The organism is Kluyvera chengduensis (genome assembly GCF_044197065.1).
GTDB classification, from domain to species: domain Bacteria; phylum Pseudomonadota; class Gammaproteobacteria; order Enterobacterales; family Enterobacteriaceae; genus Kluyvera; species Kluyvera ascorbata_C.
The window spans coordinates 241,712-264,616 of record NZ_JBIQOI010000005.1 but is presented as its reverse complement, the minus strand read 5'-3'; the positions used below and the strand labels follow the sequence as shown (position 1 = coordinate 264,616).

At 55.3% G+C, this 22,905-nt stretch carries 23 protein-coding genes and 5 tRNA genes; 9 read left to right on the top strand and 19 right to left on the bottom strand.

Annotated elements, in window-relative coordinates:
- The first annotated feature begins 184 nt into the window (after nt 1–184).
- The 4 genes from ACH1XZ_RS15405 (at nt 185) to emrB (ending at nt 4,875) form a co-directional block, all read left to right on the top strand.
- Nucleotides 185–1,366 carry an MFS transporter gene (locus tag ACH1XZ_RS15405; protein ID WP_395596251.1) on the top strand — a complete coding sequence of 394 codons (1,182 nt, stop codon included), beginning with the start codon at nt 185–187 and terminating at the stop codon, nt 1,364–1,366.
- 136 nt (nt 1,367–1,502) lie between these two features.
- Nucleotides 1,503–2,033: a transcriptional repressor MprA gene (gene mprA / locus ACH1XZ_RS15400; RefSeq protein WP_035894612.1), complete on the top strand. Its 531-nt coding sequence runs from the start codon at nt 1,503–1,505 to the stop codon at nt 2,031–2,033.
- A gap of 114 nt (nt 2,034–2,147) precedes the next feature.
- On the top strand, nt 2,148–3,320 hold the full coding sequence (emrA, locus tag ACH1XZ_RS15395; RefSeq protein ID WP_395596250.1) for a multidrug efflux MFS transporter periplasmic adaptor subunit EmrA: 1,173 nt from the start codon (nt 2,148–2,150) through the stop codon (nt 3,318–3,320).
- A gap of 16 nt (nt 3,321–3,336) precedes the next feature.
- Entirely contained in the window at nt 3,337–4,875 is a 1,539-nt protein-coding gene (emrB, locus tag ACH1XZ_RS15390) for a multidrug efflux MFS transporter permease subunit EmrB (protein ID WP_395596249.1), read from the top strand.
- Between the two features lie 174 nt (nt 4,876–5,049).
- Here the strand turns inward: emrB and luxS are convergent, their stop codons facing one another.
- The 19 genes from luxS to mltB form a co-directional block, all read right to left on the bottom strand.
- Nucleotides 5,050–5,565 (bottom strand): S-ribosylhomocysteine lyase, encoded by a 516-nt coding sequence (gene luxS, locus ACH1XZ_RS15385; RefSeq protein ID WP_395596248.1) that lies wholly within the window; start codon nt 5,563–5,565, stop codon nt 5,050–5,052.
- A 259-nt stretch (nt 5,566–5,824) separates the two neighbouring features.
- On the bottom strand, nt 5,825–7,369 hold the full coding sequence (gshA, locus tag ACH1XZ_RS15380; protein WP_395596247.1) for a glutamate--cysteine ligase: 1,545 nt from the start codon (nt 7,367–7,369) through the stop codon (nt 5,825–5,827).
- 79 nt (nt 7,370–7,448) lie between these two features.
- Nucleotides 7,449–7,877, bottom strand: a complete 429-nt coding sequence (locus ACH1XZ_RS15375) for a YqaA family protein (RefSeq protein WP_035897507.1) — start codon at nt 7,875–7,877, stop codon at nt 7,449–7,451.
- Nucleotides 7,874–8,440, bottom strand: coding sequence for a fructose-1-phosphate/6-phosphogluconate phosphatase (yqaB, locus tag ACH1XZ_RS15370; protein WP_395596246.1), 567 nt, complete (start codon nt 8,438–8,440; stop codon nt 7,874–7,876). The genes ACH1XZ_RS15375 and yqaB overlap by 4 nt, the downstream gene beginning before the upstream one ends.
- 121 nt (nt 8,441–8,561) lie before the next feature.
- Nucleotides 8,562–8,876, bottom strand: coding sequence for a BON domain-containing protein (locus ACH1XZ_RS15365; protein WP_035897502.1), 315 nt, complete (start codon nt 8,874–8,876; stop codon nt 8,562–8,564).
- A 172-nt stretch (nt 8,877–9,048) separates the two neighbouring features.
- A tRNA-Arg gene (locus tag ACH1XZ_RS15360) sits at nt 9,049–9,125 on the bottom strand.
- 34 nt (nt 9,126–9,159) lie between these two features.
- Nucleotides 9,160–9,236: transfer RNA gene (locus tag ACH1XZ_RS15355), tRNA-Arg, on the bottom strand.
- 61 nt (nt 9,237–9,297) lie between these two features.
- Nucleotides 9,298–9,374: transfer RNA gene (locus ACH1XZ_RS15350), tRNA-Arg, on the bottom strand.
- 91 nt (nt 9,375–9,465) lie between these two features.
- Nucleotides 9,466–9,542: transfer RNA gene (locus ACH1XZ_RS15345), tRNA-Arg, on the bottom strand.
- 3 nt (nt 9,543–9,545) lie between these two features.
- Nucleotides 9,546–9,638 (bottom strand) — tRNA-Ser (locus tag ACH1XZ_RS15340).
- A gap of 317 nt (nt 9,639–9,955) precedes the next feature.
- Nucleotides 9,956–10,141 carry a carbon storage regulator CsrA gene (gene csrA, locus ACH1XZ_RS15335; protein WP_000906486.1) on the bottom strand — a complete coding sequence of 62 codons (186 nt, stop codon included), beginning with the start codon at nt 10,139–10,141 and terminating at the stop codon, nt 9,956–9,958.
- Nucleotides 10,142–10,381: 240 nt separating this feature from the next.
- On the bottom strand, nt 10,382–13,009 hold the full coding sequence (alaS, locus tag ACH1XZ_RS15330; RefSeq protein ID WP_395596245.1) for an alanine--tRNA ligase: 2,628 nt from the start codon (nt 13,007–13,009) through the stop codon (nt 10,382–10,384).
- Nucleotides 13,010–13,261: 252 nt separating this feature from the next.
- A complete protein-coding gene (recX, locus tag ACH1XZ_RS15325; protein ID WP_395596244.1) occupies nt 13,262–13,762 on the bottom strand; it encodes a recombination regulator RecX in 501 nt (166 codons plus the stop codon).
- Nucleotides 13,763–13,915: 153 nt separating this feature from the next.
- A complete protein-coding gene (gene recA, locus ACH1XZ_RS15320; protein ID WP_035892538.1) occupies nt 13,916–14,974 on the bottom strand; it encodes a recombinase RecA in 1,059 nt (352 codons plus the stop codon).
- An 80-nt stretch (nt 14,975–15,054) separates the two neighbouring features.
- Nucleotides 15,055–15,552, bottom strand: coding sequence for a nicotinamide-nucleotide amidase (pncC, locus tag ACH1XZ_RS15315; RefSeq protein WP_395596243.1), 498 nt, complete (start codon nt 15,550–15,552; stop codon nt 15,055–15,057).
- Nucleotides 15,553–15,690: 138 nt separating this feature from the next.
- Nucleotides 15,691–16,569, bottom strand: coding sequence for a metal ABC transporter substrate-binding protein (locus ACH1XZ_RS15310; RefSeq protein WP_395596242.1), 879 nt, complete (start codon nt 16,567–16,569; stop codon nt 15,691–15,693).
- Between the two features lie 8 nt (nt 16,570–16,577).
- Nucleotides 16,578–17,441: a metal ABC transporter permease gene (locus ACH1XZ_RS15305; protein WP_395596241.1), complete on the bottom strand. Its 864-nt coding sequence runs from the start codon at nt 17,439–17,441 to the stop codon at nt 16,578–16,580.
- Nucleotides 17,438–18,148 carry a metal ABC transporter ATP-binding protein gene (locus ACH1XZ_RS15300; RefSeq protein ID WP_395596240.1) on the bottom strand — a complete coding sequence of 237 codons (711 nt, stop codon included), beginning with the start codon at nt 18,146–18,148 and terminating at the stop codon, nt 17,438–17,440. The genes ACH1XZ_RS15305 and ACH1XZ_RS15300 overlap by 4 nt, the downstream gene beginning before the upstream one ends.
- A 194-nt stretch (nt 18,149–18,342) precedes the next feature.
- Complete coding sequence (mltB, locus tag ACH1XZ_RS15295; RefSeq protein WP_395596239.1) at nt 18,343–19,413, bottom strand: lytic murein transglycosylase B; 1,071 nt, start codon at nt 19,411–19,413, stop codon at nt 18,343–18,345.
- A gap of 266 nt (nt 19,414–19,679) precedes the next feature.
- Between mltB and srlA the strand changes: the two genes are divergently transcribed.
- From srlA to gutM, 5 genes are all read left to right on the top strand, one after another.
- Nucleotides 19,680–20,243, top strand: a complete 564-nt coding sequence (gene srlA, locus ACH1XZ_RS15290) for a PTS glucitol/sorbitol transporter subunit IIC (protein ID WP_395596238.1) — start codon at nt 19,680–19,682, stop codon at nt 20,241–20,243.
- Nucleotides 20,240–21,217, top strand: coding sequence for a PTS glucitol/sorbitol transporter subunit IIB (gene srlE, locus ACH1XZ_RS15285; RefSeq protein WP_395596237.1), 978 nt, complete (start codon nt 20,240–20,242; stop codon nt 21,215–21,217). The genes srlA and srlE overlap by 4 nt, the downstream gene beginning before the upstream one ends.
- A 10-nt stretch (nt 21,218–21,227) precedes the next feature.
- Complete coding sequence (gene srlB, locus ACH1XZ_RS15280) at nt 21,228–21,590, top strand: PTS glucitol/sorbitol transporter subunit IIA (protein ID WP_395596236.1); 363 nt, start codon at nt 21,228–21,230, stop codon at nt 21,588–21,590.
- 17 nt (nt 21,591–21,607) lie between these two features.
- Entirely contained in the window at nt 21,608–22,387 is a 780-nt protein-coding gene (gene srlD, locus ACH1XZ_RS15275) for a sorbitol-6-phosphate dehydrogenase (RefSeq protein WP_395596235.1), read from the top strand.
- A 94-nt stretch (nt 22,388–22,481) separates the two neighbouring features.
- Nucleotides 22,482–22,841 (top strand): transcriptional regulator GutM, encoded by a 360-nt coding sequence (gene gutM, locus ACH1XZ_RS15270; protein ID WP_395596234.1) that lies wholly within the window; start codon nt 22,482–22,484, stop codon nt 22,839–22,841.
- Nucleotides 22,842–22,905: the final 64 nt, after the last annotated feature.

The following is a 22,905-nucleotide window of genomic DNA, read 5'->3' as shown; positions in this document are numbered from 1 at the left end:
ATACAGCACCACAGTAGGCCGGATAAGCGAAGCGCCATCCGGCATAACAGGTAGCCCGGCCGAGCAACGCGACGCCGGGAAAGCACGCCACACACCAAAAAGCACAATCCGCTACCCATCATTTCCCCCCTTCTCCGCCCCTTTCGTTATTATCGACGACATCTTTCCTTACTTTCTCAATACCATGACTAAACCTGCTCACGGGCTTAGCCCGGCTTTGATCGTTTTAATGTCCGTTGCCACCGGCCTTGCCGTAGCCAGTAACTACTACGCACAGCCGCTGCTGGAGACTATCGCCCGTCAATTCTCGCTCAGCGCCGGACAGGCCGGTTTTATCGTCACCGCCGCCCAGCTTGGCTATGCCGCCGGGCTGCTGTTCCTGGTGCCGCTCGGCGATATGTTCGAGCGTCGTTCGCTGATTGTCGTCATGACCCTGCTGGCCGCTGGCGGCATGCTGATCACCGCCAGCAGCAGCTCGCTCGGCATGATGATCCTCGGCACCGCGCTGACCGGCCTATTCTCAGTCGTCGCCCAGCTACTGGTGCCAATGGCTGCAACCCTCGCCTCACCAGAAAAACGCGGCAAGGTGGTCGGTACGGTGATGAGCGGGCTACTGCTTGGGATACTGCTGGCGCGTACCGTTGCCGGGCTGTTGGCAAGCCTGGGCGGTTGGCGCACCGTCTACTGGGTCGCCTCCGTGCTGATGATGCTGTTGGCCTTCGCGCTGTGGCGCGGGCTACCGAAGCTCAAGCAGGAGACGCACCTCAACTACCCGCAACTGCTCGGCTCCATCTTCAGCCTCTTTGCCCGCGACAAGCTGCTGCGCACCCGTGCGCTGCTCGGCTGCCTGACTTTCGCCAACTTCAGCATTCTGTGGACGTCGATGGCGTTTCTGCTCTCCGGCGCGCCATTTAACTACTCGGAAGGCACCATCGGGCTGTTCGGCCTGGCCGGTGCAGCCGGTGCGCTGGGCGCGCGGCCGGTCGGCGGGCTGGCGGATAAGGGCAAAGCGCATCTGACCACCACCTGGGGCCTGGTGCTGTTGCTACTTTCCTGGATAGCTATCTGGTACGGGCATACGTCCGCTATCGCGTTAATCATCGGGATTCTGGTGCTCGACCTGATGGTACAAGGCGTGCATATCACCAACCAGACGGTGATATACCGCGTTCAGCCGGATGCCCGTAACCGCCTCACCGCAGGCTATATGACCAGTTACTTCATCGGCGGCGCGGCAGGTTCGTTGCTTTCTGCCTCCGCCTGGCAGCACGCTGGCTGGATGGGAGTGTGCCTTGCAGGCAGCCTGTTAGCCGTGGCCAACCTGTTAGTCTGGTGGTGGGGCTATCACCGTCAGGAAGCGGAATAAAAGGTGCAGATGCCGGGTATACGTATCCGGCATCCTTATGTCATAGACTAACCGCATAAATTACGGACAATAATTCATTTACTTTATTTGTCACTATCGTTACTATATCGACTGTAACTAATGAGGTAATGCCCAGATGGATAGTTCGTTTACGCCCATTGAACAAATGCTGAAATTCCGCGCCAGCCGCAGCGAAGAGTTCCCTTTCCAGGAGATCCTTCTCACTCGTCTTTGCATGCACATGCAGGGCAAGCTGCTGGACAACCGTAATAAAATGCTGAAAGCTCAAGGGATCAACGAGACGTTGTTTATGGCGCTGATCACGCTGGAGTCTCAAGAAAATCACAGTATTCAGCCTTCTGAACTCAGCTGCGCGCTGGGTTCATCGCGCACCAATGCCACGCGTATTGCCGATGAACTGGAAAAACGCGGCTGGATTGAGCGCCGTGAAAGTGACAATGACCGCCGTTGCCTGCACCTGCAGCTGACTGAAAAAGGTCATCAGTTCCTGAACGAGGTTCTGCCTCCTCAGCATCACTGTCTGCATCAGCTTTGGTCTTCATTGAGCCTGGCTGAGAAAGACCAGCTCGAGCATATCACTCGCAAGCTTCTTACCCGTCTGGATCAGATGGAAGAAGACGGTTCCGTACTGGATGCCTTGCGCTGATACCACCGCTCCAAATAAACAGATGAATAGGCCAGCAGATAACCTCTGCTGGCCTTTCTGGTAGAAAAACAGGTCGGCTAAGCCGAAATAAATAATAAGAATGTGGAGAATCACATGAGCGCAAATGCGGAGACTCAAGCCCCGCAGCAACCCGCCAACAAGAAAGGCAAACGTAAACGCGCCCTCATCTTGTTGACCTTGCTCTTTGTTATTATTGCCGTGGCCTATGGGTGCTACTGGTTTTTGGTGTTGCGTCATTATGAAGAAACCGATGACGCTTACGTGGCAGGTAACCAGGTTCAAATCATGTCGCAGGTTTCAGGCAGCGTGACCAAAGTCTGGGCCGACAACACCGACTATATTAAACAGGGCGACGTGCTGGTCACCCTCGATCAGACCGATGCGCAACAGGCCTTTGAGAAAGCGCAGACTCAGCTTGCCTCAAGCGTCCGCCAGATGCGTCAGCTGATGATCAACAACAAGCAGCTGCAGGCGAATATCGATATTCGTAAAACCACGCTGGCTCAGGCGCAAACCGACCTCAACCGTCGTATTCCGCTGGGCACTGCCAACCTGATTGGCCGTGAAGAGCTGCAGCACGCGAAAGATGCCGTCACCAGCGCGCAGGCCGCTCTGGACGTGGCGGTTCAACAGTACAATGCTAACCAGGCGATGATCCTCGGTACCAAACTGGAAGATCAGCCTACGGTTCGTCAGGCCGCGACCGAAGTGCGTAACGCATGGCTTGCCCTGCAGCGTACCAAAATCGTCAGCCCGATGAGCGGCTACGTTTCTCGCCGTTCCGTACAGCCGGGTGCGCAGATTAGCCCGACCACACCGCTGATGGCCGTTGTGCCTGCTAGCAACCTGTGGGTGGACGCGAACTTCAAAGAAACCCAGCTTGCGCATATGCGTATCGGCCAACCGGTCACCGTCATCAGCGATATCTACGGCGATGATGTGAAGTACACCGGTAAAGTGGTCGGTCTGGATATGGGTACCGGTAGCGCCTTCTCCCTGCTGCCAGCACAGAACGCCACCGGTAACTGGATCAAGGTAGTACAGCGCTTACCTGTACGTATCGAACTGGACGAAAAACAGTTGGAACAGCACCCGTTGCGCATTGGTCTGTCTACGCTGGTGAAAGTCGATACCTCCAACCGCGACGGTCAGATGCTGGCTAACCAGATTCGCACCAGCCCGGTTTACGAGAGTAACGCGCGTGAAATCAGCCTCGACCCCGTTAACAAGCTGATCAACGACATCGTCCAGGCCAACGCCAACTAATGCTGGGGTGCGCGTAATGCAACAGCAAAAACCGCTGGAAGGCGCGCAGCTGGTCATTATGACCATTGCGCTGTCGCTGGCCACCTTCATGCAGGTGCTGGACTCCACCATCGCCAACGTAGCGATTCCGACCATCGCCGGTAACCTTGGCTCATCGCTGAGCCAGGGGACCTGGGTCATCACGTCGTTTGGGGTGGCGAACGCCATCTCCATTCCGATTACCGGCTGGCTGGCAAAACGCGTCGGTGAGGTGAAGCTGTTCCTGTGGTCAACCATCGCCTTTGTCATTGCATCATGGGCGTGTGGGGTATCCAACAGCCTGGGCATGCTGATCTTCTTCCGTGTGATTCAGGGGGTTGTTGCCGGGCCGCTTATTCCACTGTCGCAAAGCCTGTTGCTCAACAACTATCCGCCAGCCAAGCGCGCCGTCGCGCTGGCGCTGTGGTCAATGACGGTGATTGTGGCGCCAATCTGCGGGCCAATTCTTGGCGGCTATATCAGCGATAACTATCACTGGGGCTGGATCTTCTTCATCAACGTGCCAATTGGTGCCCTGGTCGTGCTGTTAAGCCTCCAGAGCCTGCGCGGGCGTGAAACCAAGACCGAGCAGCGACGCATTGATGGTATTGGTCTGGCGCTGCTGGTGCTGGGTATCGGTAGCCTGCAGGTCATGCTTGACCAGGGTAAAGAGCTCGACTGGTTTAACTCCACTGAAATCATCGTACTGACGGTGGTGGCGGTGGTATCGCTGAGCTTCCTGATTGTCTGGGAGCTGACCGACGATAACCCGATAGTCGATCTGTCGTTATTTAAGTCGCGAAACTTTACCATCGGCTGTCTGTGTATCAGCCTTGCCTATATGCTCTACTTCGGCGCGATTGTTCTGCTGCCGCAGCTATTGCAGGAGGTCTACGGGTATACCGCGACCTGGGCAGGTCTGGCGTCAGCGCCGGTTGGGGTGATCCCCGTCCTGCTGTCGCCGATTATCGGCCGCTTTGCCCACAAGCTGGACATGCGCCGTCTGGTCACCTTCAGCTTTATTATGTATGCCGTCTGTTTCTACTGGCGCGCCTATACCTTCGAGCCGGGGATGGACTTCGGCGCGTCGGCCTGGCCGCAGTTTATTCAGGGCTTCGCCGTGGCGTGCTTCTTCATGCCGCTGACTACCATCACGCTCTCCGGGCTACCGCCTGAGCGTCTGGCGGCCGCATCAAGTCTGTCGAACTTTACCCGTACGCTGGCGGGCTCCATCGGCACCTCGATAACCACGACGCTGTGGACCAACCGCGAGGCATTGCACCACGCGCAGCTAACGGAGTCCGTGACGCCGTTTAACCCGAACGCCCAGCAGATGTACGATCAGCTGCAGGGTATGGGCATGACGCAGCAGCAGGCTTCCGGCTGGATTGCCCAGCAGATAACCAACCAGGGGCTGATTGTCTCCGCCAATGAAATCTTCTGGGTTTCGGCTGGGATATTCCTCATTCTGTTGGGATTGGTGTGGTTCGCCAGACCGCCTTTCGGGGCGGGAGGCGGAGGCGGAGGCGCCCACTAATGAAAAAGCCAGCTCGGTTGAGCTGGCTTTTTTTTGGTCTGAATAACTTGCCCTGGAAAATCGCCGGATGGCGGCGTTGCCTTACCCGGCCACAGAGATCGTAGCCGAGCTAAACGGCGGGCAATAAAAAACCCGGAGCGCTCCGGGTTTTATCAGCCTACAGAATGCACAAAACTAGATGTGCAGTTCTTTCAGCTTCTCTTTTGGCAGCGCCAGCTCATCATTACTGTTGATACGAACATCACGCTCGATAATATGACGCGCAATGTCCTGCGCTTCGCTGAGGGAGTGCATCTCATAAGTCCCGCACTGGTAAACGTTCAGCTCAGGGATCTGATTTTGATCCTGCACTTTCAGGACGTCTGCCATCGCCGCTTTCCAGGCATCTGCCACGCGCTGCTCATCAGGAGTACCAATCAGGCTCATGTAGAAGCCAGTACGGCAGCCCATTGGCGAGATATCAATGATTTCAACGCCATTACCGTTCAGATGGTCACGCATAAAGCCAGCGAACAGGTGCTCCAGCGTGTGGATCCCACGTTCTGGCATCACTTCCTGGTTCGGTATGCAAAAACGCAGGTCAAAAACCGTGATCGCGTCACCGTGCGGAGTGTTCATTTTCTTCGCCACGCGAACGGCAGGTGCTTCCATACGAGTATGATCAACTGTGAAGCTATCTAACAACGGCATTTCGTAACCTCCGATATCACCTTCATGCTCCCGGGTAGTGCACTTTTTTCTATCACCAACGGTTTATAACCACTTGAATAGAATCAACTTTATGCAATCCACCGCGTTCTGCTTCAGGATAATGTGATTTTTTTTAAAATAAACTGAACTCTTTGTTCCCATGCCAGTCTTAATATATGAAAGACGCGCATTTGTTATCATCATCCCTGATTCAGAGATGTATATTTTGGCCACATTGATGTGGCCTTTTTCTTTTGTATCAGGCGTGTCTTGCCAGCAGTGCTTCAAACGGTTCGTTATCCGCCTCTTCAATCTGCTGCTGACGTGCACGTGACGCATCACGCTCCTTGGCGAAATCTTCCTCGCTCAGAATTTCCAACGGCTCCTCACGCAGCATCGTACGATACTGTTCCGCCAACGCTTTGCCTGTGCCACCAATGCCCTCATCAAGCATAGAACGCAGAATGCGCGCGGAGAAGGTTAATTCTGGATTATCAAAGCTCGCAACCAGCTCGTCACACACTTTCTGGTATTCCGTGCCGCCGTTCATGCCGTCCAGCGTTTGCGCCACACGTTTGAGATCGTGGAACAGATCTTTGCCCACTTTGCTCAGCGGGAACTGTGCCGTTTCGCAGCCAATACCCAGCGTCAGGCCTGGCTTACGCCCTTCCAGAATCACGCGATTCCAGTTAGTACGGGTACACAGCAGCTCGTCGCTGCTCATCTCTGGCGCATCGGCCAGCACGCACCAGACCATAAACAGGTCGAGGAAACGAATCTGCTGCTCGTCAACGCCAATCGGTGAGAACGGGTTGATATCGAGTGAGCGCACTTCGATATACTCGATACCGCCGCGCTGCAACGCATCGGAAGGCGTTTCACCGTCACGCGTGACACGTTTAGGACGGATTGGCGCATACAGTTCGTTTTCAATCTGCAGAATGTTACTGTTGATTTGCAGGTACTTACCGTCTTTCTTAAGGCCGATACGGGCATACTCTTCCGACGGCGTTTTAATCGCACGTTTCAATCCTGCCACATACTCGTGCAGTTCGTTAAACGTAATTCCGAGATTGCTTTGCGATTTATTGGTATAGCCAAGGTCGCTCAGGCGCAGAGAGGTGGCGTACGGCAGGTAGTACATACCGCATTCCGTTTTCTCAAACGGCAGCGAGGTCGGTTTACCCTGCAAGAAGGAAGAGCAAATTGCCGGCGACGCACCAAACAGGTACGGAATCACCCAGCCAAAACGGTAGTAGTTGCGAATCAGGCGGAAATAACCGGCTGAGATCGCCTCTTTATCATGCGAGCCGCACTTCGCTTCCCAGAATGCCATTGGCAGTGAGAAGTTGTAGTGTACGCCGGAGATAGTCTGCATCAGCGCGCCGTAGCGGTTCTTCAGCCCTTCACGATATAAAGTCTTCAGACGACCAATATTTGATGTGCCGTACTGCGCCAGTTCAATATCCTGACCAGGTGCAATATAGCAAGGCATGCTCAGTGGCCACATGCGTTCGTCGCCCAGCTGACGTGCGGTGTAGCGATGCACATCGCGCAGGAGCGTCAGCATATGGTCGATGTCGCCGTCGACTGGAGTAATAAACTCCAGCAGGGCTTCAGCGAAGTCCGTGGTGATCCATTTATGGGTCAGGGTTGCGCCAAGCGCCTCCGGATGACCGGTTGTTGCCAGAGAACCATCTGCATTAACGCGCAATGTTTCGCGCTCAAGACCGCGCTGGATCCCCTGAAGAGCCTGAGGATGTTTTTCCAGCCAGGACAGCGCCTGTGATACGTCCGGGATCAAATTGACCTCCCGCCTGTCGAATTCATTTTATTAAGCATAATTGTCATCGTGGAGATGCGATATTCCGCATGCCATCCAATTAGTGCCACCACGTCATGCCCTGAAGCGTCAGCGCCGCGACTGCGACGTAACGTAACGCTTTCCCCAGGCATAAAAAAAAGAGTACTGGTCCCCAGGAAATACGCATCCACCCTGCCAATAGGCACAGTAAATCGCCGATGACCGGCATCCAGCTCAGCAGCAGCGTTGCTGCGCCGTAGCGCCGAAGCCAACCCACCGCTTTTTCCTGCCACCGCGATGTTTTGCGTAATGGAAAAAAACGACCAAGAATAACGTTAGTAGCCCCGCCAAGGCTATTACCCATTGTTGCTATTACAACCAGAAGCCAGGGCTTACTCGCGCCCGAAAGCAGCAGCGCGACCAGCACGGCTTCGGAGTTACCCGGCAGCAGCGTTGCACTAAGGAAGCTGCTTGCAAACAGCGACCCTAGTGCCAGAAATTCATTCACAGCAGACGCACGTCAACAGCATCCATTCCCGCTGCAGCCGCGGCTTGAAGGCCAAAATCGGCATCTTCAAACACTACACAGCGCTCAGGCGGTACGCCGATTAACTCAGCGCACAGTAAAAAGGTATCCGGTGCTGGTTTGTGTTGTTTCACGTGATCGGCGGCGACAACGGCCGCAAAGTAGTGACGCAACCCCAGATGTGCGAGCAGGGCTTCAGCCACTGCGCTTTCGCTGCCCGTACCCACCGCCATAGGGCGGCGACCGTGCCACTCCTTCACCACCTCAATGAGCGGTAATGGCGTGACCGAGTCCAGCAGCATCGATTTCACCGCATCGGTTTTTTCACGAGCGAGAAGATGAGGATCTAAATCAGCCTGATGGCTTTCAATAATCGCCTGGGCAATGCGCCAGGTCGGAGAGCCGTTCAGAGCCACCATCGCCTGTTCGTCGAACTGCATTCCATATCGCCCCAACACTTCACGCCACGCTTTACGGTGCGTAGGTTCCGTATCAAGGATGGTGCCGTCCATATCAAAAATCAATCCAGCATAGCGTTCGTACATCGTCTTCTCATCCTTCGCCAACGTGACGTTACTTTATCGCAAAAGGGGCAAATTGTCGCTTCTAGCCGCAGAGACGGCAAAGGCACCTTATCGGTGCCTTTGTTATGGTTACTAGCTGGGGTTATTTTATCTGCATGTCATTTTCAACAACCCGTACGCCCTGGACCTGGCGCGTGACCTCTACCGCACGTTTTGCATCGGCAGCGGACGACACAAAGCCGCTGAGCTGCACGCGACCTTTAAAGGTCTGCACATTAATTTCGCTGGATTTTATCTGCTTATCGCTGAACAGCGCGGTTTTCACCTTCGTGGTCACCACCGTATCATCGATATAACCACCGGTACTTTCCTTGGTTGAAGAACCCGCACAGCCAGACAGCGAGATAGCTACCAGAAGCGCTGCACAGGACGCAGCCATTGCTTTGAACCATTTCATGGATTTCTCTCCTTGCACTCAGGTCACCAGAATAAGGGGGTATCAGAGATAAATTATAGTGGAAAGAATGAGTTGCCAATCAGAAAAGTGTGAAGAAGATTTTTTTAGGAATAAAGCAGACAGATTTTTGGAAATATTGAGATATTGGGAAAAAGGGGAGTTTCAGAGAAGATGGTGCATCCGGGAGGATTCGAACCTCCGACCGCTCGGTTCGTAGCCGAGTACTCTATCCAGCTGAGCTACGGATGCATCGGAAAAGCTAATTATCGTGCAAAACAAAGAATGGTGCATCCGGGAGGATTCGAACCTCCGACCGCTCGGTTCGTAGCCGAGTACTCTATCCAGCTGAGCTACGGATGCATCGGGAAAATTGCTTTACTGCCGATATTGATACCGCTATAAAGCGACATCAAGTAAGAGATGGTGCATCCGGGAGGATTCGAACCTCCGACCGCTCGGTTCGTAGCCGAGTACTCTATCCAGCTGAGCTACGGATGCATCGGGAAACTTACTTTACTGCAGATTTGATATCGCTGCTAAGGCGTTATCGATTTTCTGTTACAACGCTAATGCGTTATCTCAGAGAAGATGGTGCATCCGGGAGGATTCGAACCTCCGACCGCTCGGTTCGTAGCCGAGTACTCTATCCAGCTGAGCTACGGATGCAAATGGCGGTGAGGCGGGGATTCGAACCCCGGATGCAGCTTTTGACCGCATACTCCCTTAGCAGGGGAGCGCCTTCAGCCTCTCGGCCACCTCACCAACAACACCTCTTGCGAGTGCTTCGAAGAACTTGTTTCTGCTCATCGTCGCTGTGTGGCGCACATATTACTTTCTGGGACTTATAAGTCAAACAATTTTCCGCAGATTTTTTTCGTTTGCACATTTCACACGCAATAAGCTGTTAAAAAAGACAGAATGCACGTTTTATCAACAGATAAATTGCGTTTTTGCCGGTATAGCAGCAAAAAAGAAAATGGGCGTGAAAGCGCTGGGACGAAGAAAAAAGGGAGAACACGAGGGGAAAACGAAGAAAACTATGAGAGGTGCGTCTCACCCGCGGGGTGAGACGCGAGAACTTAGTAACTGGACTGCTGGGATTTTTCAGCCTGGATACGCTGGTAGATCTCTTCACGGTGAACAGAGACCTCTTTAGGGGCATTTACGCCGATGCGTACCTGGTTACCCTTCACCCCTAAAACTGTCACAGTGACCTCATCTCCAATCATGAGGGTCTCACCAACTCGACGAGTCAGAATCAGCATTCTTTGCTCCTTGAAAGATTAAAAGAGTCGGGTCTCTCTGTATCCCGGCATTCTCCATCATATAACGCCAAAAGGTCAGCAATGACAAACACCTTGGTGTAAGCGGTCACAGCATCACACTCTGTTAAATGTAAGTTTAGCCGATTTACATGACTTCAACCTGACTTTATCGTTATCAGTACCGCATATGCAAGGTGCCTTAACGTTTAACGTTAAGGCACCCACATGCGTTTATTGTTATTACAGCTTAGCGCTTACCCAGCCTTTCACACTGGACAGTGCTGCAGGGAGCGCAGACGCGTCGGTACCACCGGCTTGTGCCATGTCCGGACGTCCACCCCCTTTGCCGCCCACCTGCTGAGCGACCATGCCAACCAGCTCCCCTGCTTTCACACGGTCGGTCACATCCTTAGACACGCCTGCAATCAGAGAAACCTTACCTTCTGCAACCGTCGCCAGTACGATAACCGCAGAACCCAGTTGGTTCTTCAGATCGTCGACCATAGTACGCAGCATCTTCGGCTCAACGCCAGCGAGCTCGCTCACCAGCAGGTTAACGCCGTTAATAGTCTCAGCTTTGCTGGAAAGGTTTGCGCTTTCCTGTGCTGCCGCCTGCTCTTTAAGCTGCTGCAGCTCTTTTTCCAGCTGACGCGTACGTTCAATAACAGTACGCACTTTTTCGGTTACGTTATGGCTGTCGCCCTTCAGCAACTGCGCGATATCGCTCAGGCGATCGCTTTCAGCGTGCAGCGTAGCAATCGCGCCTTCACCGGTTACGGCTTCGATACGACGAACGCCTGCCGCAGTGCCAGACTCAGACACGATGCGGAACAGACCGATATCGCCGGTACGAGAAGCGTGGGTACCACCGCACAGCTCGGTAGAGAAGTCGCCCATGCTCAATACGCGAACGTGGTCGTCATATTTCTCACCGAACAGCGCCATTGCGCCCTTCGCTTTCGCCGCTTCGAGATCCATGATGTTGGTTTCGATTGGCAGGTTACGACGAATCTGGGCGTTGACCAGATCTTCAACCGCGCGAATCTCTTCCGGCTTCATGGCTTCGAAATGAGAGAAGTCGAAACGCAGTACCTTGTCGTTTACCAACGAGCCTTTCTGCGCAACGTGGGTGCCCAGAACCTGGCGCAGCGCCGCGTGCATCAGGTGCGTAGCAGAGTGGTTCAGACGGATGCGTGCACGGCGTGCCACATCAACGTCAGCCTGCACACCGTCGCCCACTTTCAGCGCGCCGGTCGCCAGCTTGCCGAGGTGGCCAATGGCCTGGCCGTATTTCTGAGTGTCGCTGACCGCAAAGCTGAAGCCCGCGCCTTTCAGTTCACCCTTATCGCCAACCTGGCCGCCGGATTCTGCATAGAATGGCGTCTGGTCCAGTACCACAACCGCTTCCTGACCGGCAGCGATAGACTCTACCGCTTTGCCGTCAACGAACAGCGCAGTGACTTTGCCGTTCAGTTCCAGGTGGTCATAGCCTTTAAATTCTGAAGTACCATCAACGCGGATCATGGCGTTGTAGTCGGCGCCAAAACCGCTGGACTCACGCGCACGACGGCGCTGCTCTTCCATTGCGGCTTCAAAGCCTGCTTCATCAACCTTGATATTGCGCTCACGGCAAACGTCCGCGGTCAGGTCAACCGGGAAGCCGTAGGTATCGTACAGACGGAATGCGGTTTCGCCGTTCAGCGTGTCGCCAGTCAGTTTTGCCAGCTCTTCGTCGAGCAGCGCCAGACCGCGCTCCAGCGTACGAGCAAACTGCTCTTCTTCGGTTTTCAGTACCTGCTCAACCTGCGCCTGCTGACGTTTCAGCTCTTCGCCTGCGGCACCCATCACTTCTACCAGCGGGCCAACCAGCTTGTAGAAGAAGGTGTCTTTCGCACCCAGCATGTTGCCGTGACGGACTGCGCGACGAATGATACGACGCAGCACGTAGCCGCGGCTTTCGTTAGACGGCATGACGCCATCGGCAATCAAGAACGCACAGGAACGAATGTGGTCGGCAATAACGCGCAGAGACTTGTTGCTCAGATCGGTTGCGCCGGTCTCTTTCGCTACCGCGTCAATCAGCTTGCGGAACAGGTCGATGTCATAGTTGGAGTTCACGTGCTGCAGGACAGCGGTGATACGCTCCAGGCCCATACCGGTGTCCACGGACGGCTTCGGCAGCGGTTCCATGGTGCCGTCAGCCTGACGGTTGAACTGCATGAAGACGATGTTCCAGATCTCAATGTAACGGTCGCCGTCTTCTTCTGCGGAACCCGGAGGGCCACCCCAGATGTGGTCGCCGTGGTCATAGAAGATCTCGGTGCACGGGCCGCAAGGACCGGTGTCGCCCATCTGCCAGAAGTTATCCGATGCGTACGGCGCGCCTTTGTTGTCGCCGATACGGATGATGCGCTCACGCGGGATACCGACTTCTTTTTCCCAGATTTCGTAAGCTTCGTCATCGCTTTCATAGACGGTGACCCACAGACGCTCTTTCGGCAGGGCGAACCAGTTTTCACCGGTCAGCAGTTCCCACGCGTATTGAATAGCGTCGTGCTTGAAGTAGTCGCCGAAGCTGAAGTTACCCAGCATTTCGAAGAAGGTGTGGTGACGTGCGGTGTAACCGACGTTTTCCAGATCATTGTGTTTACCGCCCGCACGCACGCAACGCTGCGCGGTGGTCGCGCGAGAATAATTACGCTTGTCGAGACCGAGGAACACATCTTTGAACTGGTTCATCCCGGCATTGGTAAACAGCAAAGTAGGGTCGTTATTCGGCACCAGGGAGCTGCTGGCAACTACCTGATGGCCTTTACTATGGAAAAAGTCGAGAAACGCCTGACGGATCTCAGCGGTGCTCTTGCTCATAATTATCCTGACATCAAGCTACACTTCATCCTTCAAACCCCCGAGGCAACGGCTTTTTTCGCTCCCAATCACGCACTGAAGTACGAGTCTGAGGCCATTCTTGCCCGCCGCTCTGATGCGGCTTGAATGATTTTGTGTATTAAGGAATATTCGTCACCGACGCGGATTGCTCTAAAAAACAATCCGCCCCCGGACGGAAAAAGTGGGAATAAGATAAGTTTTCTTGAAAGGGAAGTAAAATCCCCAGTGCGGTCAATCAGCAAAATTTCGCCATATTTCCTGGATATCTTCCATCAGGTAGCCGCGGTAGAGCAAAAAACGCTGAATTTTGACCTTTTCAGCAAAGGTGGTCGGCAGCGGTTCACCGTATTTTCTCACCGCCTGATCGCGCGCCAGTAGAGCCCAATCGATATCGGACTCGCGCATAGCCTGCTCGATGGCGTCGCGCGCAATGCCCTTCTGTCCCAGTTCCTGACGAATGCGCGCCGGGCCGTATCCTTTGCGGCTGCGGCTATTCATAAACTGCTGGACGAAACGGCTATCGTCGAGATAGCGGTTCTCAAAGCACCAGGCCACCACTTTCTCGACATCTTCCAGCGGTGCATCGATGGGCTCTGGGCCACTTTTCCCCATCACCGGGGCGGTAAGCTTGCGCCGCAGCTCCTGTTCGCTGTGGTCGCGCATCGCCAGAATGCGAATGGCGCGATCCAGCAGGCGGGCATAGGCGGAACGGCGCGATGAGTTTTCGGTCATGATTTTTTACCGTCGTGATAAATGCAAAAAGGGCTGCATAGGCAGCCCTTCAAATGTGCACAACTCAGTAACCTGGAAGAAGCGTGATAACGACAACCCCGGAGCAACTCAGAGCACAATCCCGGCGTCGTTTCACTCGGCCGGGCTACATGATTAGAAGTCTTCGTTGGTTTCTTCAACGCTGTTGTTATCAACGGCGAAGTCCGGCGTAGAGTCCTGGTTGTTGAGCAGCAGCTCGCGCACCTTCTTCTCAATTTCTTTCGCCGCAGCCGGGTTCTCTTTCAGCCAGGAGATAGCGTTCGCTTTACCCTGACCAATTTTGTCACCGTTGTAGCTGTACCAGGCACCCGCTTTCTCAATCAGTTTTTCTTTCACGCCGAGGTCAACCAGCTCGCCGAAGAAGTTGATACCTTCACCGTAAAGAATCTGGAATTCAGCCTGTTTGAACGGCGCTGCAATTTTGTTCTTCACAACCTTCACGCGGGTTTCGCTGCCGACAACGTTGTCACCCTCTTTCACCGCGCCGATACGACGGATATCAAGACGTACGGAAGCGTAGAACTTCAGCGCGTTACCACCGGTCGTAGTTTCTGGGTTACCGAACATCACGCCGATTTTCATACGGATCTGGTTGATGAAGATAAGCAGCGTGTTGGACTGCTTCAGGTTACCCGCCAGCTTACGCATCGCCTGGCTCATCATACGTGCCGCGAGGCCCATGTGAGAGTCACCGATTTCGCCTTCGATTTCCGCTTTCGGCGTCAGCGCCGCAACGGAGTCGACAACGATAACGTCGACAGCACCAGAACGCGCCAGCGCGTCACAGATTTCCAGCGCCTGTTCACCGGTGTCCGGCTGAGAACACAGCAGGTTGTCGATATCAACGCCCAGCTTGCGAGCATAGACTGGGTCCAGCGCGTGTTCAGCATCGATGAACGCACAGGTTTTGCCTTCACGCTGCGCGGCGGCGATAACCTGGAGCGTCAGGGTAGTTTTACCGGAGGATTCTGGCCCGTAGATTTCGACGATACGGCCCATTGGCAGGCCGCCTGCGCCCAGCGCGATATCCAGTGAAAGCGAACCGGTGGAGATGGTTTCCACGTCCATGGAACGGTCTTCACCCAGACGCATGATGGAGCCTTTACCGAATTGCTTTTCGATCTGGCCCAGCGCTGCAGCCAACGCTTTCTGTTTGTTTTCGTCGATAGCCATTATTACTCCTGTCATACCGGGTGTTACCGGATAGTGAATTCTGTTCTGTTGAGGCAATTATACTGTATGGTCATACAGTATCAAGTATTTTGTAGAAATTGTTGCCAGAGGAGATTAAGCGCATAGGCCGTCGCCTGACGACGTACCGATTCACGGTCACCCTCGAAGCATTCACGCTGGGTAATGCCCTGTCCTGCGGCGGTGGCAATACCAAACCAGACCGTACCCACCGGCTTGTCAGCGCTGCCGCCGTCTGGCCCGGCAATGCCGCTGACCGAGATAGCAAAGTCAGCGCGCGCCGCGCGCAGTGCGCCAATCGCCATCTCGATAACCACCTGCTCGCTGACCGCGCCATACTGTTCGAGCGTCGCTTCACGCACGCCGATCATCTGCGATTTCGCCTCGTTGCTGTAGGTCACGAAACTGCGTTCAAACCAGGCCGAACTGCCGGCAATATCGGTAATGGCTTTCGCTATCCAGCCGCCGGTACAGGACTCTGCGGTGGTGAGTGTCGCCCCGCGCGCCTTCAGCGCCAGGCCGACCTGCTCGCTAAGCTGCATTAATTCTGAATCTGTCATCATCGCTCCGCTTAAGCTCGATAAAGAGGCCATCAAAGATAGCACTTTCAGAACAGATGTGGGGACGGGATAGTGATTTTACGAGGGGGATTCCGAAATTGAACGCCCCGGAAGAACCGGGGCGAAAAGAAGCCAGATTTAGCGCATGCTGGCAGCGATAAGTTCGACGTTATGACGCAGCATTTTGGCATAGCTGTCTGCCACGCCACCCGGTTTTGACAACGCCTCCGGGTACAGCTCACCGCCCGGCTGTGAACCGGTGGCCGCTGCAATCTGTTTCACCAGACGCGGGTCAAGCTGGTTTTCCATAAACCAGGTGTGTACGCCGTCAGCCTTAATTTGCTTAATCAACGCCGCCACCTGCGCCGCGCTGGCCTCGCTCTCGGAAGAGAGCCCCTGCGGCGCCAGGAAAGTGACGCCATAAGCCCGCGAGAAATAGCCGAAAGCGTCGTGGCTGGTCAACACTTTACGCTTCGCCTGTGGAATGGCGCTGAACTGCTGTTTAGTCCAGCTGTGAATGTCGTTAAGCTCGCCAATATAGCGTTTACCGGAGGCGTTCATCGCTGCGCTGTCTTCCGGGTCAGCCTTGACCAGTCCGGTCAGAATATTTTGCGCGTACAGTGCGCCGTTCGCCGCGCTGTTCCAGGCGTGCGGGTCGGTAACCGTTTTGCCGTCTTCATCCAGCGTATGCGTTTTCACCCCCGCAGAGGCGACCACCAGCTCGCCTTTAAAGCCGGAGGCCTTGATAAGGCGGTCCATCCAGCCCTCCAGCCCCAGTCCGTTGACCACCACCACATCCGCTTTGCTGAGCAGCGCGCTATCCTGCGGCGACGGCTCGAAGGTGTGTGGGTCGCCGTCCGGGCCAACCAGCGTGTCGACATGGACGTGTTCATCGCCCACCTGTTTCACCATATCGCCCAGCACGGAGAAACTGCTGACCACGTTCAGCGTTTTTGCCATCGCACCTTGCGCCGTCAGCCCTAACGCCAACGCCAGAATCACCCCAATACGTTTCATTATGTCCCCTATCCTCTTCGTTTTTGCCAGCTAACGGTCAGCCGGCTTCGCTTGCCAAAAAACACAGAAATCAAAAATACGCCGCTGGCGGTCAGTACAATCGATGGCCCCGCGGGCAGATTTGCCGCCCACGACAGGCTGAGCCCCATCCAGGCGCATACGCCGCCTATCAGCGCTGCCAGCAGCAGAATTGACGGTAAGGTTTTCGCCCAGCATCGTGCCGCAACGGCGGGCAGCATCATGACCCCCACCGCCATCAGCGTGCCCAGCACCTGAAAACCAGCCACCAGGTTGAGCACCAGCAACGCCAGAAATAACCCGTGCAGCAACACCGGCAGCCAGCGCGCATTCACCTGTAGCCAGCTGCTGTCAAACGCTTCGCTCACCAGCCCGCGGTAGAAAAGCGCAATGCAGAGCAGCGTCAGGCTGGCGACACCCGCCACAAACAGCGCGGCATCGTTATCCACCGCCAGAATCGAACCGAACAGCAGGTGCAGCAGGTCGACGTTGGAGCCGCGCAGCGAGACCAGCGTGACCCCCAACGCCAGCGACCCTAAGTAGAATCCAGCAAAGCTGGCATCCTCTTTTAGCGGCGTGCGGCGGCTGACCCAACCGGCCACCAGCGCCACCGTAATACCGGCAATAAAGCCGCCGACGGTCATCGCCAGCAGCGACATTCCGTTCACCAGATAGCCCACCGCCACGCCGGGAAGAATGGCGTGCGACAGCGCGTCACCCATCAGGCTCATTCGCCGTAGCAGCAAAAAAACACCGAGGATCGTGGTGCTGAGCGACAGGGCAAGGCATACCACCAGCGCCCGGCGCATAAAGCCAAATTCAATGAAGGGTTGAAAGAAGGTGTGCCAGATCATGCGAGCCTCGCGGAGCTAAACGCCGGAAGCACGTCGCGGGTATGTCCCCAGCAGGCATTCTGTGGAGCCAGCAGCAGCGTTTCCGGGAAATACTCCGCCACGCGCTGGTTATCGTGCAGTACTGCCAGCACGGTCTGCCCCTGCTGATGCATCTCCTGAATCACGCCCATCAGGTCATGGCTGGTCGCTTCATCAATGCCGGTAAAGGGCTCATCAAGCATCACCAACGGTGCCCGCTGCACCAGCACGCGGGCAAAGAGCATCCGCTGAAACTGGCCGCCGGACAGCGCATCAATCGGGGTTTTCGCCATGCTCGCCAGCCCGACTCGCGCCAGCGACGCCTGGATGCGCTGGCGCGTATCGCTACGCAGGCCGCGCAGAAGCGAGACCTTTGGCCATGCGCCCTGACTGACAACATCCAGCACGGTCAGCGGAAACTGCGACTCCAGCGCATGACGCTGAGCCAGCCAGCCAATAACCGGGCGCGAAGGCGTCCAGTGAATCACGCCGCTCACTGGCGGGATAAATCCCGCCAGCGTTTTCAGTACAGTCGATTTGCCACAGCCGTTCAGACCGACAATCGCCGTCATGCTGCCTTTTTGAATCACGCCGCTCAGCGACGGCGTAATGGCCACGCCTTCATAGCCAGCCACCAGGTTGTCCAGTTCAATCATGGCAGCGATACCGCCCACCAGACCATCAACCACAGCGCGGCCAACAGCGCGCAGGCCAGCAAAACCCGCGTCATGCTGCTGGCCATAAAAACAGGAGTGAACATCTTTGCCTCACCATTAAATGTTATAACATAACAATATTGGATTAACGCTAAGATGTAAACGGCAGGAAATGATGCTAAATGTAACAAGCCCCCCTCAGAGCCGAGGGGAGCCAGAAGGAAGGATTACTGACCGCGCGCCTGAGCAACCGCCAGGCCCAGTTGCCAGACCGCCATCGCATAGTGGGTGCTGTGGTTATAACGGGTGATGGTGTAGAAGTTCGGCAGCCCGTACCAGTACTGGTAGCCCGTACCAATATCCAGTCGCAGCAGGCTTGCCTGCTGATGGTTGCCCAGCGGCTGCATCGGCGTTAAGCCTGCCGCCGCCAGCTGCGAAACGCTGTATTTAGTTTTAAACCCATTCTCCAGTCCCGGAGCCTGCCCCATTGCCTGAACCGCCACCGCGTCGCCGCTCACCCAACCGTGCTGTTTGAAGTAGTTCGCCACGCTGCCGATAGCGTCTTCCGGGTCCCACAGGTTGATGTGACCATCACCGTTGAAATCAACCGCATACTGCCTGTAGGAAGACGGCATAAACTGGCCATAGCCCATCGCGCCAGCAAATGAACCTTTCAGATCCAGCGGGTCGTCCTGTTCGTCACGCGCCATCAGCAGGAAGGTTTCCAGCTCACCTGAGAAGTATTGAGCACGACGTGGATAGTTAAACGAGAGCGTTGCCAGCGCATCGAGGATACGCGTTTTACCCATCACGCGCCCCCAACGGGTCTCAACGCCAATAATCCCGACGATAATTTCCGGCGGTACGCCGTAGACCTGTGAAGCGCGCTGCAGTGCGTCCTGATGCTGGTTCCAGAACACCACGCCGTTCTGGACGTTATCCGGCGTGATGAACTGGTTGCGATAGCGCAGCCACGCTCCGTTCGGGCCAGTTGGCGGCAGGCCGGTCGGCGCCTGCCTGTCCATCAGGCGCAGCACGTAGTCCAGACGCTTGGCCTGGGAGAGAATTTCATGCAGCTGCTGTCGGTCAAAGCCGTGCTTACTCACCATCTTGTCGATGAACTGCTCCGCCGCCGGGTTATTGGCAAAATCACCGGTTGGCATCAGCGCATTGTGCTGAGGTTCAAGGAGAAAACCGCCGGACGTGGTTGCCGGAGATTCAGCCGTTTTAGGTTTGCTGCTACAGGCAGCGAGCAGGACACACAGGGGGAGTAAAGCCAGAACACGACGCTTCAACATGGGACATCCGTTTAACAATATCAGCAAGAGTTAAATATGGTAAAGCATCCGCCACGCTGCAAGGAAGCGGTTGTCGCGCTCGCTCGCAGAATTTCTCATTTCCACACTTCGTTTTCTCTTTTTCCTGCGGCCACGCTCGCAATAACTTTCACAATAAAATATTTATCTTTCATTTTGCGATCAAAATAACACTTTAAAACCTTTCGATCTGATTAAAATCTCCCACCTTTTGGTAATAAAACGATAAATCCCTACAGGAGATAACTATGGTCAACACCATTACCCTGGGCGCTGAATGGTTCATCGGGCTGTTTCAGAAAGGCGGAGAGGTCTTCACCGGCATGGTGACAGGCATTCTTCCGCTACTGATTAGCCTGCTGGTCATCATGAATGCGCTCATTAACTTCATCGGTCAGCACCGCATTGAGCGGTTTGCTCAACGCTGCGCGGGCAATCCAATCTCTCGCTACCTGCTACTGCCCTGCATTGGCACATTTGTGTTTTGTAACCCAATGACTCTGAGTCTGGGGCGCTTTATGCCGGAGAAATACAAGCCCAGCTACTACGCTGCCGCCTCCTATAGCTGCCACTCCATGAACGGGCTGTTCCCCCACATCAACCCAGGTGAACTGTTTGTCTATCTGGGCATCGCCAATGGCCTGACGACGTTAGGGCTGCCGCTTGGGCCGCTGGCGGTGAGCTACCTGCTGCTGGGTCTGGTCACTAACTTCTTCCGCGGCTGGATTACGGATTTCACCACCGCCGTCTTTGAGAAAAAAATGGGCATTCAACTGGAACAGAAAGTTCAACTGTCGGGAGCTGCATCATGACGCGCATTCACATTGAAAAAGGAACCGGCGGCTGGGGTGGCCCGCTTGAGCTGGACGCCGTACCCGGTAAGAAAATCGTCTACATCACGGCCGGAACCCGCCCGGCAATCGTCGACAAACTCGCCGAGCTCACCGGCTGGCAGGCCGTCGATGGCTTTAAAGAGGGTGAACCGCCTGAACAGGAAATTGGGGTCGCGATTATCGACTGCGGCGGCACGCTGCGCTGCGGTATCTATCCGAAGCGCCGTATTCCGACCATTAATATCCATGCCACCGGCAAATCCGGCCCGTTGGCGCAGTTTATCCTGGAGGACATTTATGTCTCCGGCGTCAGAGAAGAGAACATCCGCCTTGTCGGTGAAGCCAGCGAAGCTGTCAACACAGCCCCATCAGCAAAACCAGCGGCCCGTGACTACGATGCCACGAAAAAGATCACCGAACAGAGCGATGGTCTGCTCGCCAAAGTCGGCATGGGTATGGGTTCGGCGGTAGCGGTACTGTTTCAGGCGGGTCGCGACACCATCGATACGGTACTCAAAACCATTCTTCCCTTTATGGCATTCGTCTCGGCGCTTATCGGCATCATCATGGCATCAGGTCTCGGTGACTGGATAGCCCACGGTCTGGCACCGCTTGCCAGCCACCCGCTGGGGCTGGTTACGCTGGCGCTAATCTGCTCTTTCCCCCTGCTATCCCCCTTCCTCGGGCCAGGGGCCGTTATCGCTCAGGTGATTGGCGTCCTGATAGGCGTGCAAATTGGGCTTGGCAATATCCCGCCGCATCTGGCGTTACCTGCCCTGTTTGCGATTAACGCGCAGGCCGCCTGCGACTTTATTCCCGTGGGGTTATCCCTCGCTGAGGCGAGACAGAACACCGTACGCGTGGGCGTGCCTTCCGTGCTGGTGAGCCGTTTTCTGACCGGAGCCCCAACCGTGCTGATTGCCTGGTTTGTTTCCGGCTTTATCTATCAATAGGGAATCTGTAATGACCGTGATTTATCAGACCACCATTACCCGCATCGGTCAGAGCGCCGCAGAAGCCTTGGACGACCAAATGCTGATCACCTTCCGGGAAGGTGCGCCAGTGGATATTGAAGAGTTTTGCTACATCCACCGCCCCGGCAGTTTAAACGGCCCTCTCCAGAGCGGCATGCACGTTGAGATAGGCGAGCAGCGCTATCGGGTCACCGCAGTAGGCAGCGTGGCCGAACAGAACTTACGTGAACTGGGGCATATCACCCTGTGCTTCGATGGGCAAAACGAAGCAAAGTTTCCCGGCACGGTACACCTCGCTGGGCCAACGCCGGACGGTATCGCACCGGGCACCATTTTGCAGTTTATTGATTAATATTTAAGGAGAAAATAATGAAGCAGGTTGCCGTTGTTATTGGTGGAGGGCAGACCCTGGGGGCATTCCTCTGCCGCGGCCTCGCCGCAGAAGGATACCGCATCGCCGTAGTCGATATTCAAAGCGATAAAGCCGCCAGCGTGGCGCAAGAGATTAACGCCGAATTTGGCGAGGGGATGGCCTGTGGCTTTGGCGCCGATGCCACCAGCGAACAAAGCGTGCTGGCGCTGTCACGTGGGGTCGATGAAATTTTTGGCCGCGCGGATCTTCTGGTCTACAGCGCGGGCATCGCCAAAGCGGCGTTTATCAGCGATTTCCAGCTCGGTGATTTCGACCGCTCACTCCAGGTCAACCTGGTGGGCTACTTCCTCTGCGCCCGTGAATTCTCGCGGCTGATGATCCGCGACGGCGTTGCCGGGCGGATCATTCAGATCAACTCAAAATCCGGCAAGGTGGGCAGCAAACACAACTCCGGCTACAGCGCTGCAAAGTTTGGCGGCGTAGGCTTAACGCAGTCGCTGGCATTAGATCTGGCCGAGTACGGCATCACCGTACACTCGCTGATGCTGGGCAACCTGCTGAAATCACCCATGTTTCAGTCATTGCTGCCGCAGTATGCCACCAAGCTTGGCATTGCGCCGGGCGAGGTGGAGCAATACTACATTGATAAAGTGCCGCTCAAACGCGGCTGCGATTATCAGGACGTGCTGAACATGCTGCTGTTCTATGCCAGCCAGAAAGCCTCCTATTGTACCGGCCAGTCAATCAACGTCACCGGCGGCCAGGTGATGTTCTAAACGTTTTGCCCGGTGGCGCTACGCTTACCGGGCCTACAGGTTCTATGTAGGCCGGATAAGGCGAAGCCGCCATCCGGCAACCCAGGAGCACAACATGGTTTCAGCCCTGATCACCGTCGCCGTTATCGCCTGGTGCGCTCAGCTTGCGCTGGGTGGCTGGCAAATCCACCGTTTCAACCGGGCGTTCGACAAACTCTGCCAGCTGGGTCGAGTTGGCGTCGGGCGCTCCGGCGGGCGCTTTAAGCCGCGCGTCGTGGTCGCTGTCGCGCTGGATGAACATCTTTACGTCGTCGATACGCTGTTTATGAAAGGAGTGACCGTGTTCGCTAAACCGGGTGAAATTGACGGGGTAAAAGGAAAACATCGTGATGAATTACAGCCCGATGTGATCTTTCCCCATGATCCCCTCTCGCAGAATGCACTATCATTGGCGCTTAAACTGAAACATGGGTAATTTCGTTGTGAATGCTAATAGCTTGCGAAATTATCATTTCGCAAATTTATGTCAGGGTAATCAC